Genomic DNA, 12,923 nt, shown 5'->3' with positions numbered 1-12,923 from the left:
CTAAGCTAGCTGCATTGGTAAATGTCGCAAATATTATATAACCAAACGTTGGTTATACGGATAGATCTACTGACTTACACGTATAATGCAATTGCAGGCATCATAAGGTGGTAGGCGAGAAGTAATCAACGACAACATTAGAAATTAACGAAATAACTTACACCCTGTAAAGTTAGGTGTGGAAGCGACACAAAAAGTGTTACCTATATACCCGAAAGGTGGTGCAGGGCCGTTAGTTTAGACTGCTTAGTCCAGTGTTTCTGCGGTTTTATTGAACTGTATGGCAACCAGCTTTTGATAGTGTTCCGATGTGTCTAAAAGCTGTTGGTGACTGCCTATGGCGACGATTTCTCCCTGGTCAATCACCGCTATTTTATCGGCATGGATAATCGTAGAAAGACGGTGTGCGATGATGACGGTGGTGCGGTTACGCATCAGTTGTTCCAGTGCCTGCTGCACTTTCAGCTCACTCTCTGCGTCGAGGGCGCTGGTGGCTTCGTCGAGCAGGAGTATCTTAGGGTCGTTCAAAATGGCTCGAGCAATGGCAATGCGCTGACGCTGACCGCCTGATAATCTGACACCACGCTCGCCTAGGTAGCTGTTGTATCCCTCGGGTAGTTTACTGATAAATTCATCGGCATAGGCGGCCTTGGCGGCGGCGATAACCTCCGCCTCTGTTGCCTCCGGTTTGCCGTAGCGGATATTGTAGAAGACGTCATGGCTGAACAGGGCGGGTTGTTGTGCGACCAGCCCCATGTGTTGCCTCAGTGATTGCGGCTGAAAGCTCCTTATATCTTTGCCATCGAGGGTAATGGTGCCGTGTTGTGGATCATAAAAGCGTTGCAGCAGTTCAAATATGGTTGATTTGCCCGCCCCTGAGGCGCCCACAAGTGCCAGGCTTTGGCCGGCTGTGATTGTCAGGTCTATATTGTTAAGGGCAGCGGTGTCGGGTCTTGAGGGGTAGTGGAAGGTGACATTGTTCAGTACTATCTGGGCATTGTTGATGACTGGGCTGTTGCCTGATTCTGCGGCGGTGATTTCATTTTCTACCGCCAGTAATTCCAACAGTCTTTCCGCCGCGCCGACAGCTCGCAGTACTTCCCCATAGACCTCGGAGATAGTGGCCATCGACATGGCCATCATTAGGGCGTAGAAAATAAAGGCGCCGAGCTCGCCGCCAGTCATTCGCCCCTCAAGTACGTCATTACCACCAATCCATAGCATGGTGGCAATGGCGGAAAAGACCAAGCTGATAACAACAGATACGAGAATTGCGCGTTGACGAATTCGCTTTTTGGCGACATCAAATGCGTGTTCAGCATCGCTGGCGAAGTTGGCCTGTTCGTACTGTTCCTGGCTATAACTCTGTACCGTCTTGATGTGTTCGATGGCTTCGCCAGCCCGGGTGCCTACATCGGCTACGGTATCCTGCGATAGTCGCGACAGTTTGCGAACTCGCTTACCAATAACGATAATCGGTAGAAGTACCAGCGGTGCTGCGAGAAACACAATCAGCGTCAGCTGCCAGTTAGTAGCAATCAGTAATATAAGTGCGCCAACCAACATCAGGGCGCTGCGCAGGGCCATTGACAGAGATGAGCCAATAATGGATTGCAGTAGTGTGGTGTCGGTGGTCAGTCGCGACATGATTTCGCCGCTGCGGTTGGTCTCGAAGTAACTGGGATGCAGGGTAATGACATGGTCAAACACGTCTTTTCTGATATCGGTGCTAACACGTTCGCCGAGCCAGGAAACCAGGTAAAAGCGCACAAAGGTGCCAATGGTCATCAGGCCGATTAAGATCATGATAAATACGATTGACTGGCTGAGTTGTTGCCGTGAACCGGTGGCAAACCCAAGGTCGATAAGCTGTTGTAAGCCCTGGCCTATTGATAATGTGATGCCGGCGGTAACAATCAGGGCAATACCGGCGGCAAGCATGGTTTTCTTGTAAGGCAGTAGGTAGCGACTGATCGACTTGACCACGTTGAGAGTGGTCTGCTGTTTTGTGTCGGCTTTCATCGTCATCCTAAGGTTGTGTGCTGTGGCGGCATTAGTGTTGCCGTCTCTGGTTATTCTGCAGTAATGCTATACGGTAGAGAGAGTTCCGTCAGTGGCAGCTCTCCAGCCTGATCACAAAAGACGCTGTTTGCTGCAACGCTTTTGTCTGCCAGCACGGCCAGGCCAACCATTTTTTCACCGTCATGTGCTGTTTGAACCATATTGCCAATACTCTGTTCGCCTTGGCCATCATACAGAGGGGACCCGGATGGCGGCAGGGTCGTGGCGGTGACGCGATACATGTGGCGTTTTAGTTTGCCCCGATATTGCATTCGGGCAACGACTTCTTGCCCGGTGTAGCAGCCCTTGGTAAAACTGATGCCCCCATTTAATTGCATATTCAGGTGCTGAGGGATGAATAGATCTGAGGTGTTTTGATCCGTGTTGGCAAAGCCGCTGGCGATGATGTCGCGATCCCAGTCGCTGCTGTTTGTCGGGGATAATGTACTGCTCAGTTGCTGCCAGCTGGTTGCTAGCTGATCACGTGGCAGCCAAACTTCGAACAAACCCTGTGCAGCATCGATTAGCAATAATTTACGGTCATTGTGATGGCTCTGGGTCAAATTATTTACTGGCACCTGATCAAATAATAGGCCGGTGGCCGCTGTAATATTATCGGTTTTAATGCCGAGGCAGACATAGTTGTCAATGAGATTCAGATCGGCCTTAGAGAACACAATGTATTTGTTGAGATGATTGTGAAGCGCCGACATTGACCCGCGGTGGCCGCTGAAACACAGCTGTTGATCGTCCCATTGGCTGAGGGTGAAATTGCCAATTACCCTGCCTTTTGGGCTGCAGCTGGCGCCGGTAATGGCCTGTTGGTCAGTCAGAAGATCGATGTCGCAGGTCAGTTGGCCCTGGAGGAATTTCTTGCTATCTACTCCACAAATACTTAACAGGCCGCGGTGGTTGATCAGTGTCATATATTCACTGGTGTGCGTGCCGGCATTGAAGTCGACGTTATCGTGCGAATCTAGTGTGGCGCCAATTGAGGAGAGTAGGTTGGAAATGTCGGCCATCTGAAATCTCGAGATTACGAATCAATAGGAGTTATATACTTTTGTGGGTCAATGATAATGGCAAATCGCCGGAGTGTCAGCTTCAATGCTTATTTATCACTGTTTTTGTGTATAATACCGCGAATTATCAAGCCATGATCAAACCCGAGTTGAGATGCGATGTTAGACGATAAAGAGTATAAAAGAGTAGGTTGGCACAGTCGCCGCGGTATGCTGGAGCTGGATCTTGTGTTGGCCCCATTTTATCAGCATCAGCTGTTGACGCTCAATGACGAAGAGCAGCAGCTTTATGTGAAACTGCTAACCTGTGAAGACCAGGATATGTTCCGCTGGTTTTTGAGTGCGGAAATTCCTCAGCAAGAGGATATTGCCAAAATTGTCCAAATCATTCTCGACTATAACCGCAGCCTCGTTAAGTCATAAGCATTTTTATTTAAAGCGGTCCCCCTCGGTGCTGGCGTTTTACCTCTGCGTATTGATGCTGGCGGTGGTGGCGATATCTTGTCTGCCGTTACCTGCCTTTGTTCGGTTAATCATGGTATTGGGTTTACTTGTTACTGCTCGTATTAACTATTCTCGGCAATGCCGGTTCGAGGGGCGAGCGCTCCATTGTATCGGCGTTTCTGAGGCGGGATGGTTTCTTGAGTCTGAGGGTTGTACTGTCGATATCCCGTCGGTTAAATTACTATCCCCGCGTGTCGTCACCTTAAAATACCGTTATCGGTCTCGGGTCGGGTATCTATTTTTGGCGGCAGACATGATGTCGGCTACAGACTTTCATGATTTAAAGCTGGCTTTACAGTTTGGTGCTGTATAGCCCGGCCTGTTAAAAGATCAGTTGTTTGGCCGTAGAATGGTGTCTTGGCTATGCGCTAATGTCTCGGGGTAGTCCAGTGTATAATGAAGGCCGCGGCTTTCTTTTCTTAGCATGGCAGAGCGAATAATCAGCTGTGCCACTTGGGCAAGATTGCGTAACTCAAGTAAATCGTTAGAGACTTTATAGTTGCTGTAATACTCGTCAATTTCGTACTGTAACAACTCTGCACGATTGAGGGCTCGCTTCAGCCTCTTATCGGTTCTTACAATCCCAACATAATCCCACATGAATCTTCTCAGCTCATCCCAGTTGTGTGAAATAACAACATCTTCGTCTGAGTTGGTTACCTGAGACTCGTCCCAGGCGGGGGCGTTAGTAGGGGCGGGCGTACTATCGAAATTGGCGATAATATCGCCTGCAGTGGAGCCACCATAGACCAGGCACTCCAGCAGGGAGTTGCTGGCAAGTCGGTTGGCGCCATGCAGACCGGTAAAGGTTGTTTCGCCGATGGCATAAAGGCTTGGGATGTCAGTTTGGCCACTGTTGTTCACCATGACGCCACCGCAGGTGTAGTGGGCTGCTGGTACAACAGGTATCGGCTGTTGGCTTATATCTATACCGAGTTCTAAACATCTCTCCATGATAGTGGGGAAGTGCTGTTGTAAAAATTCTCTGCTCTTGTGGCTGATATCTAAGTATACGCAGTCTTCGCCCAGGCGTTTCATTTCGTGGTCAATGGCGCGCGCGACGACATCGCGAGGAGCGAGTTCAGCTTTCGGGTGGTAACGAGACATGAACCGCTCGCCATTTGCCAGCTTTAATACTGCCCCTTCGCCTCGTAAGGCCTCGGTAATCAAGAATGATTTTGCCTGGGGGTGGTAGAGGCATGTGGGATGGAATTGATTGAACTCCATGTTGCCTACGCGGCAGCCAGCACGCCAAGCCATGGCTATGCCGTCGCCGCTGGCGCCGTCGGGGTTTGATGTATAAAGATAGACTTTACTGGCTCCGCCGGTGGCCAGGATGGTGAACTTTGATTGATAGAGTTCGACGCTGCTGGTCGAGCGGTTGAGTACGTAGGCACCCGTGCACCGTTTCGGTATGGTGTTGTCGTCTACGATGAGGTCGACCGCGACACGGTTGGTTTGCAGAGTAATATTGGGGTGGCGAAGGGCATCTTCAGTCAGTGTTACAGAGACCTCTCGGCCGGTGGCATCGGCGCTGTGTATGATGCGACGATGGCTGTGTCCGCCTTCTTGGGTGAGATGATAGTCTGCTATCCCCTCACGTTTTTTGTCGTCGCGGCGGGTAAAGCTAACATTGCGCTGTACTAATTGCTCGATCGCTTCTCGGCTATTGCGTACCGTGAATTCAACGGCCTGTTTGCTGCAGATGCCTGCGCCGGCTGTCAGTGTGTCACTAACATGCTGATCAATGCTGTCGGCGTCATCGATAACGGCGGCAATACCACCTTGGGCGTAGTAGGTGCTGCCTTGGTTAAGTTCGCCTTTGCAGATCACGGTGACCTTGAAATGCTCAGCTAATTGGAGGGCGCAAGTCAGTCCTGCGGCACCGCTGCCTATGATTAAAATGTCTGGCTGGTAGTTACTACTATTCATCGTGCTGTGATACTTGTCGTGTGGCGGCGGCTTAAATTAGCCGAGTCCAAGGGCTGTATTAGTCTGTTAATGCCGCTAGTATATACAACCTCGCCGTCACTGTAGAGTATGTCGGTGATTTATCAGATTTATATCAAGCTGGCTGTGTTTTTCAAGATGTCAGATTAAATCAATCGAAAGATTGAACTTATAGCCTCGACTGTACTCTATAAGTGACAGAGTTCGTGGCCGGAGATGAGATTATTAACAGTAAGAGTTCGTCGCGGGTGACGCGGCGGTGAGCGGTAACGATGAAGACCGTCAATTAGTATCGCGGGTGCAGAAAGGCGATAAAGCAGCATTTGACTTATTGGTGATCAAGTATCAGACCAAGGTGTTGTCGGTTATTGGCCGCTATATTCGTGATCATGCGGAGTGCCAAGATGTGGCTCAAGAAGCGTTCATTAAAGCCTATAAGGCGCTACCCAAATTTCGAGGTGACAGTGCTTTCTACACGTGGATTTATCGCATTGCTATCAATACTGCGAAGAATTATTTGGTGTCTCAAGGTAGAAGGCCGCCGGCCAGCGACTTGGAGCTTGATAGTGACGCCGTTGTATATGATGAGGCGTTGAAGGACCAGCAAACCCCTGAGAATGTCATCTTTACTGAGCAGCTTCAGGGTGCAGTAAACAGTGCGATCAAATCGCTGCCAGAGGAGTTACGAGCGGCTTTAACGTTACGTGAGTTTGATGGTTTGAGTTATGACGAAATTGCTGCCATTTTGAACTGCCCTGTGGGCACTGTGCGGTCGCGAATATTTCGTGCTCGTGAGTCTATCGACAAGGCTGTGGCCCCGGTCTACGGTGGCAGAATATTTGGCTGATGCTAGAGCAACAACAATGACAGAATTAGTGATAAGAAATGTACGATTCGGCTGTAAAGTTGAGGTGTTAAATGAGCAATAAAGCGCAAACACAAAGCAATCAAAAGGCAGAGCTATTATCGACGGCTCTCGATGGCGAGGCCAGTGAATTTGAGCTGCGACAATTGTTAAAATCTGCCACAGACGATAATGCCGTGCGCCAACAGTGGGCGATGCAGCAATTAACGCGCTCTGCTATTAAGGGGGAGGGTGTTGATGTCGCCATGTTGGACTTAAGCTTCGCGGATAGGGTTGGTTCAGCTGTTGCTGATGAATATCAGGCAGAGTCGACAGGCAAGGCATCTTGGCGTCTGCCCGCGGCTAAGTTTGCCGTTGCCGCCTCTGTCATGGCGGCAGTGCTGACGACGACGTATATGGTCAATCAGCAGCAATCACCCGAGATCGATGCGGTAGCGCTGTCGCAGCCAGTGACGCAAAGTACGCAATACCTAGCCTCGCAGTCGACCACAACCCCGGTGTTTGGTGGTGGTCTTAAGGCCTCGGCGGGACAGGTTTCGCCACAGGCCTACATCAATACATCGGTTAGAAGTAGCTCTGCGGCAGCCGATGCGGTAGCCAGGCAGAGACTGTATTGGTATATGAATAGTCACGCTGAGCACTCGGCGCTTAATTCGGGTCAAGGAATGATGCAGTTTGCACGCATGGTTGACCAGCATGAGTAGTTGCTCAAGCGAAGATAATAGCGGCTTCAATGCCGCTTTTTCGTTTCGTAATGGCGGCATTAAAGCCGTTTTTTTAGCTTTCCTTACCCTGTCGCTTTTCTCGGTCAATACCCAGGCTGAGCAGGCGGATGTGCCAGCTCGTACGATGCTGGCTGAGATGGCAGAAGCTGTTCGTCAGCTAGATTATAGTGGTGAGTTTACCTTCGAGCGTAACGGTGAGCTTGAGGCGATTCGTATTGCTCACCGTGTTGTTGATGAGGTAGAGCATGAACGGTTGATATTTTTAACGGGGAGTTACCGTGAATATGTCCGCCAAGGGCACGATATCAGCTGTGTTCATCCCGGGCAGCAGTTGGTTGCCGTTGAGCGCAGCTCAGATGCCGCGAAGTTTTTCAGTAATAGAGATTTTTCTGATTTTGATATCGAAGACTTTTATCGGGTGATGTACAGTGGATCCGACAGAGTGGCTAACCGCGAAGTGGTTAAGATTACACTGGAGCCACGTGATGCATATCGCCATGGCTATCAGTTTTATCTGGACAAGGCGACGAAGATTCCGTTGAAGACAGTGTTGTTCAGTTCTGACGGTCAAATGTTGGAGCGTTTCCAGTATGTATCCATTGTATTTAATGGGGTCACGGCTGCTGATGTATCGCCCAGCGATAATAGTGCAGTCATCCTCCATCATCACATGCCGGAAAAATCAGCGTCACCTGAATTAGCTGTCTCGATGCAGCCTCAGTGGCTGCCAGCAGGTTTTAAGCTCGCAGCTCGCAGCATCGATACGGTCATCAATACGGGGGCCGAGGTGACAACATTTACCGATGGCTTGTCGACACTCTCGCTAATTGTTGAGCCGATTCCACCGCAGAATGGTGTGCCACAAGATTTGGAAGGCAAGGCAAGATATGGTGGCACGGTGGCGCTATCAAGAACCGTTTTTATAGGTGAGCAAGGTTTTCTCGTCACGGTGGTCGGTGAGGTACCCTTGATAACAGCGGCCAAGGTCGCGCGATCAGTCATGTTGCAACAGATTAAAGAGCAGTAACAATGAACGAAGAGGCAAGGGTCGTTGCAAAAGAAGACGGCTTGTTATGGTTGGTAACGCAGCGGCAGACTAGCTGCGGCACCTGTGCCGCCAAAAAAGGCTGTAGCCAAAAAGTGTTGGCAGAGTTGGGCGCCAAAGATGCGCACTATATAAAGGTCGACCAACATCCTGAAATGCAGGCCAATGTTGGTGACATTGTTGAGATTATGGTGCCGGGTGAGGCAATTGTTAAGGGGTCTCTTCAAATCTATAGCCTACCCCTGCTCACGATGATTGTGGGGGCGGCTATCGGTGATGGTTATGCTGGCGATGGCGGTGCTATAGCCGCTGCTATCATTGGTTTTTGTGCCGGTTTGTGGGTCAGCAAAAAGTTGATTAATCAGGATGCCAATTGTCGTCGGCTTCAGCCAGAGATCGTGGCGGTTCGACCTGGACTGGTCACAACACAGGCCGTTGAGGTCCGTTAATTTTCAGTACGGTATTGGAGCTACTAAGAATGCGTTTTTATTGTTTGATGTTCACGTCTATTTTATTGGTGGTCTCCGTTGGCGTTCGAGCATCGTTACCGGAATTTACTCAAATTGTTGAGGATAACGCCGCAGCAGTGGTGAAAATAAATACGACTGTGACTGCTAAGCCCCAGCAGAATATGCCGTCGATAAACGGTATTGCTCCTGAGCAGTTGCCGGAGATGTTTCGTCGACTCTTCGAACAGGGGCAGCCGCCACAGAATGAGGGTGGTTCTTTGGGGTCTGGTTTCTTTGTCTCATCGGATGGTTATGTGTTGACTAACCATCACGTGGTTGAAGGTGCCGATACAATAACCGTTAGGATGACAGACAGAACAGAGTTTGATGCCGAAGTCGTTGGCACCGATCCTCGTTCAGATCTGGCACTGTTAAAAGTCGACGGAAAAGGGCTGCCTTTTGTTAATTTTGCAGAGGACGATAAGATCAAAGTCGGTGAGTGGGTGCTGGCCATAGGCTCGCCATTTGGCCTTGATTACTCAGTATCTGCGGGTATTGTCAGTGCCATTGGACGTAGCTTGCCCAATGAAAAAAATGAAAATTATGTACCCTTTATTCAGACAGATGTGGCGATTAACCCCGGAAATTCGGGGGGGCCGCTGTTTAATCTCGAGGGTGAAGTTGTCGGTATTAACTCACAAATTTTTACCCGAGGCGGTGGCTCAATAGGTTTGTCATTTGCCATCCCGTCAAGTTTGGCACGGGAGGTGGTGAGGCAGCTGAAAGAAAATGGCGATGTCGACCGAGGCTGGTTAGGCGTCGGTATTCAGGATGTCGATAAGGCGCTGGCCTTATCGTTTGGCTTGGACAAGCCTCAAGGTACCTTGATTACCTTTGTTGAGCCCAGCGGTCCCGCCGATAAGGCGGGTATTGCCGAGGGTGATATTGTCATCAGCTTCGATGGGAAGCCGATCCAGGCCTCTGGCGATCTGCCTCATATTGTCGGCCTGACACGGCCAGGTAGTCAGGCTGCAGTGCAGCTGATTCGTGGCGGCAAGACGCAACAGCTGACGGTGGTCATTGGTAGTTTAGATAAACAGCAGCTGAAACAGGCGCAGGCCGGGCATCATGACAAGTTGAACCGTCTTGGCGTGGCGATTGAAGCTGCTGGCGATCAATTGGCTCAGCAGTGGCAATTTGAGGGCGGGGTGGTCATTACCGAAATAGCGCCCGAAAGTGCTGCAGCGCGTTCGCACATGCAGCTTGGTGACGTCATCACTACCATTAACGGTTTTCCTGTCGATAGTGCTGAAAGCTTTAATAAAATCGTTAAAAAGCTGCCGATAAAACGTTCAATTCCTGTGCGGATTATTCGACAGGGACGACCTGGCTTTGTGGCGATTCGGATCGATAAATAGCCGCTGTTGCCGAGCTGGCGGCTAATTTACTCGTTGCCGCTATCAAACCAAAGGTTTCATAGCCAATTTTAGAGCAATCAGGTAATATGTGGCGCTTTAGAATGGCCTGTGCTTTTGCATAGGGCATGCTCACAGATGTATATTAACTTGGTGAACGAGTGACTGATCTTACCCATATCCGCAACTTCTCTATTATTGCCCATATCGACCATGGCAAATCGACTTTGTCCGATCGTTTTATTCAACACTGCGAGGGTTTAAGTAAGCGGGAAATGCAGGCGCAGGTTCTTGATTCGATGGATATCGAACGTGAGCGCGGCATTACCATCAAGGCTCAGAGTGTCACCTTGGATTACAAGGCCAGAGACGGCAAAACTTACCAGTTAAACTTTATCGATACCCCAGGCCATGTCGACTTTTCCTACGAGGTCTCTCGCTCGCTTGCTGCCTGCGAGGGTGCGTTGTTGGTTGTTGATGCAGCCCAAGGTGTCGAAGCTCAATCGGTTGCCAACTGCTATACCGCTATCGAGCAGGGCTTGGAAGTCGTGCCCATCTTGAACAAAATGGACCTGCCCCAGGCCGAGCCTGAGCGTGTTGCTATTGAGATCGAAGAGATTATTGGTATCGATGCCATGGAGGCTTGTCAGGTCAGTGCAAAGTCTGGCCTGGGCATCGAAGATGCACTTGAGACTATTGTTCGTGAAGTACCACCGCCAGTCGGTGATGCGGATGCGCCATTGCAAGCCCTAATCATTGATTCATGGTTTGATAATTATCTTGGTATAGTCTCGTTGGTACGCGTTGTTAACGGTACTCTGAAACCAAAAGATAAGATTGTTGCCAAGTCGTTGGGCAAGGCGCATGGTGTTGATGATGTTGGTATTTTTACCCCTAAGCGGGTTCCCGTTGATTGTTTACGGGCCGGTGAAGTGGGCTATGTTATTGCCGGCATCAAAGACATTTTAGGGGCCCCGGTAGGTGATACCATTACACACCTGAAAACCATTGATGAGGTTGAGTCGCTGGCGGGTTTCGAGCAGGTTAAGCCCAAGGTTTTTGCCGGTTTGTTTACTGTTAGCTCTGATGACTATGAAGATTTCCGAGATGCACTGGGTAAATTGACGCTGAATGATGCCTCATTATTTTACGAGCCAGAAGTATCGGATGCACTCGGTTTTGGTTTCCGCTGCGGCTTTCTTGGCCTGCTGCACATGGAGATTATTCAGGAGCGACTCGAGCGTGAATATGATATCGACCTTATCACAACGGCACCGACCGTTGTTTATGAGATAGTTGATAAACAGGGAAATCTAACCCGGGTTGATAACCCCTCAAGATTGCCTGACCCCAGTGTCATCGAAGAGATGCGTGAACCGATAGTCGAGGCCAATATTCTCGTACCCAATGAATTTGTCGGTAATGTCATCACGCTCTGTGTTGAAAAGCGCGGCGTGCAGAAAGATATGCAATTTATCGGTAATCAGGTGTCCATTAATTATGAACTGCCCATGAGCGAGGTGGTGTTAGATTTCTTCGACCGTTTAAAGTCTTGTAGCCGCGGTTTTGCCTCGCTCGATTATAACTTTGTACGCTTTGAACCGGCCAAGCTTGTTAAACTTGATGTATTGATAAATGGCGACAGAGTCGATGCCCTAGCATTGATTATACATCGTGATCAGGCGCAGCATCGTGGCCGCTTGTTGGTTGAGAAGATGAAGGAGTTGATTCCGCGTCAGATGTTCGACGTCGCTATCCAGGCGACAATTGGCGGTCAAGTCTGTGCTCGCTCTACTGTTAAAGCGCTGAGAAAAAATGTTACTGCTAAATGTTATGGTGGTGATATCAGTCGTAAGAAAAAGCTGCTTGAAAAGCAGAAAGCGGGTAAAAAACGCATGAAACAGGTTGGCAATGTTGAGATTCCTCAGAGCGCCTTCCTCGCCGTCTTGAAAGTCGATAGTTAAAATAATACAGGGACATCATGGACATTAATTTTCCACTAATTATGGTGGTGCTGGTTTTTGCTGGTGCCTTTATCTGGCTCGTTGATGCGCTATTTTTTGCGCGTCAGCGCCGGCAGCGTATTGAATCATTGACCCAGCAGTATCCGGATTACCAGGAGCAGGGCAGTGCGGATCAGCGCAACTATGATCAGGCTTTTGATTCGATAGGGAAAGACCCTGTTGCCGTTGAATACAGTAAGTCATTAACACCGGTATTAGCGTTGGTGTTGGTACTGCGCTCGTTTATTGTTGAGCCGTTTCAAATCCCCTCGGGCTCAATGGAGCCGACACTGCAAATAGGCGACTTTATTCTGGTGAATAAATTCTCCTATGGTCTGCGTCTACCGGTGATAAGAACCAAGGTGTGGGAAAATGATGAGCCGCAACGGGGTGAGGTCATGGTGTTTTTCCCTCCCCATGACCCGCGCTATTTCATCAAACGAGTTGTCGGCATACCCGGTGACCAAATTGCTTATAAAGGAAAGCAGCTGTTCGTCAACGGTGAGGCTGTCGAACAGCAGTTGATCGCACAGTTGCCGGTTGGGCGGCCTGCGTTTGCTGATTTGAAAGAGAACCTTAACGGCATTGAGCACACCTCGCGTGTAAACCTGCGCCGCTCTTCAGATTTTAGTCGACTACAAAACCAGGGCTGTGTCGCGGGGCTAAAACCTGATTTCGAGATTACCGTTAAAGCTGGTCATTTCTTCATGATGGGTGATAACCGCGATAATAGCAGTGATAGTCGATGCTGGGGACAGGTGCCAGAGGAGAATATCGTTGGCAGGGCATTTGCTATTTGGATGCATAAAGAGCCGGGCCTAAAATTGCCAACTTTTTCACGTGTTGGTTTTATAGACTAATATACAATACAACAAGATAGCGTC

12 protein-coding genes are annotated in these 12,923 nt (G+C 49.5%); 9 read left to right on the top strand and 3 right to left on the bottom strand.

The window, feature by feature from the left end:
* Positions 1-246: 246 nt before the first annotated feature.
* Entirely contained in the window at positions 247-2,022 is a 1,776-nt protein-coding gene (locus L9P87_RS02565; RefSeq protein WP_237443112.1) for an ABC transporter transmembrane domain-containing protein, read from the bottom strand.
* A 50-nt stretch (positions 2,023-2,072) separates the two neighbouring features.
* Complete coding sequence (gene ygfZ / locus L9P87_RS02560; RefSeq protein WP_237443111.1) at positions 2,073-3,083, bottom strand: CAF17-like 4Fe-4S cluster assembly/insertion protein YgfZ; 1,011 nt, start codon at positions 3,081-3,083, stop codon at positions 2,073-2,075.
* Positions 3,084-3,242: 159 nt separating this feature from the next.
* Here ygfZ and L9P87_RS02555 point away from each other — a divergent pair, with 159 nt between their 5' ends.
* Together L9P87_RS02555 and L9P87_RS02550 are read left to right on the top strand one after the other, a co-directional pair.
* Positions 3,243-3,506 (top strand): FAD assembly factor SdhE, encoded by a 264-nt coding sequence (locus tag L9P87_RS02555; protein WP_237443110.1) that lies wholly within the window; start codon positions 3,243-3,245, stop codon positions 3,504-3,506.
* Positions 3,424-3,900, top strand: coding sequence for a protein YgfX (locus tag L9P87_RS02550; protein WP_354001875.1), 477 nt, complete (start codon positions 3,424-3,426; stop codon positions 3,898-3,900). The genes L9P87_RS02555 and L9P87_RS02550 overlap by 83 nt, the downstream gene beginning before the upstream one ends.
* 17 nt (positions 3,901-3,917) lie before the next feature.
* On the opposite strand, the gene nadB is transcribed toward L9P87_RS02550, so the two are convergent.
* Positions 3,918-5,519: an L-aspartate oxidase gene (gene nadB, locus L9P87_RS02545; protein ID WP_237443108.1), complete on the bottom strand. Its 1,602-nt coding sequence runs from the start codon at positions 5,517-5,519 to the stop codon at positions 3,918-3,920.
* A gap of 277 nt (positions 5,520-5,796) precedes the next feature.
* Here nadB and rpoE point away from each other — a divergent pair, with 277 nt between their 5' ends.
* From rpoE to lepB, 7 genes are all read left to right on the top strand, one after another.
* Positions 5,797-6,384 carry an RNA polymerase sigma factor RpoE gene (gene rpoE / locus L9P87_RS02540; RefSeq protein ID WP_237443107.1) on the top strand — a complete coding sequence of 196 codons (588 nt, stop codon included), beginning with the start codon at positions 5,797-5,799 and terminating at the stop codon, positions 6,382-6,384.
* Positions 6,385-6,455: 71 nt separating this feature from the next.
* Positions 6,456-7,106 carry a sigma-E factor negative regulatory protein gene (locus L9P87_RS02535; protein WP_237443106.1) on the top strand — a complete coding sequence of 217 codons (651 nt, stop codon included), beginning with the start codon at positions 6,456-6,458 and terminating at the stop codon, positions 7,104-7,106.
* Complete coding sequence (locus L9P87_RS02530; protein WP_237443105.1) at positions 7,099-8,154, top strand: MucB/RseB C-terminal domain-containing protein; 1,056 nt, start codon at positions 7,099-7,101, stop codon at positions 8,152-8,154. Before L9P87_RS02535 ends, L9P87_RS02530 begins: the two co-directional genes overlap by 8 nt.
* 2 nt (positions 8,155-8,156) lie before the next feature.
* The gene (locus L9P87_RS02525) at positions 8,157-8,621 is read left to right on the top strand and encodes a SoxR reducing system RseC family protein (RefSeq protein ID WP_237443104.1); all 465 of its coding nucleotides are present in this window, start codon (positions 8,157-8,159) and stop codon (positions 8,619-8,621) included.
* Between the two features lie 29 nt (positions 8,622-8,650).
* A complete protein-coding gene (locus L9P87_RS02520) occupies positions 8,651-10,039 on the top strand; it encodes a Do family serine endopeptidase (RefSeq protein WP_237443102.1) in 1,389 nt (462 codons plus the stop codon).
* Positions 10,040-10,197: 158 nt separating this feature from the next.
* Positions 10,198-12,000, top strand: coding sequence for a translation elongation factor 4 (gene lepA, locus L9P87_RS02515; RefSeq protein WP_237443101.1), 1,803 nt, complete (start codon positions 10,198-10,200; stop codon positions 11,998-12,000).
* Between the two features lie 17 nt (positions 12,001-12,017).
* On the top strand, positions 12,018-12,899 hold the full coding sequence (gene lepB, locus L9P87_RS02510; protein WP_237443100.1) for a signal peptidase I: 882 nt from the start codon (positions 12,018-12,020) through the stop codon (positions 12,897-12,899).
* The last annotated feature ends 24 nt before the right edge of the window (positions 12,900-12,923 follow it).

Origin of the sequence: Sinobacterium norvegicum (genome assembly GCF_923077115.1) — a bacterium.
In the GTDB taxonomy this organism is placed as follows: Bacteria; Pseudomonadota; Gammaproteobacteria; order Pseudomonadales; family Sinobacteriaceae; genus Sinobacterium; species Sinobacterium norvegicum.
This window is presented reverse-complemented; position numbering and strand designations above follow the sequence as displayed.

Bases quoted from the DNA above. Each gene is read 5' to 3' on its own strand.
- L9P87_RS02565 (WP_237443112.1), bottom strand. From the start codon at position 2,022: ATGAAAGCCGACACAAAACAGCAGACCACTCTCAACGTGGTCAAGTCG.
- ygfZ (WP_237443111.1), bottom strand. From the start codon at position 3,083: ATGGCCGACATTTCCAACCTACTCTCCTCAATTGGCGCCACACTAGAT.
- L9P87_RS02555 (WP_237443110.1), top strand. From the start codon at position 3,243: ATGTTAGACGATAAAGAGTATAAAAGAGTAGGTTGGCACAGTCGCCGC.
- nadB (WP_237443108.1), bottom strand. From the start codon at position 5,519: ATGAATAGTAGTAACTACCAGCCAGACATTTTAATCATAGGCAGCGGT.
- L9P87_RS02535 (WP_237443106.1), top strand. From the start codon at position 6,456: ATGAGCAATAAAGCGCAAACACAAAGCAATCAAAAGGCAGAGCTATTA.
- L9P87_RS02530 (WP_237443105.1), top strand. From the start codon at position 7,099: ATGAGTAGTTGCTCAAGCGAAGATAATAGCGGCTTCAATGCCGCTTTT.
- L9P87_RS02525 (WP_237443104.1), top strand. From the start codon at position 8,157: ATGAACGAAGAGGCAAGGGTCGTTGCAAAAGAAGACGGCTTGTTATGG.
- L9P87_RS02520 (WP_237443102.1), top strand. From the start codon at position 8,651: ATGCGTTTTTATTGTTTGATGTTCACGTCTATTTTATTGGTGGTCTCC.
- lepB (WP_237443100.1), top strand. From the start codon at position 12,018: ATGGACATTAATTTTCCACTAATTATGGTGGTGCTGGTTTTTGCTGGT.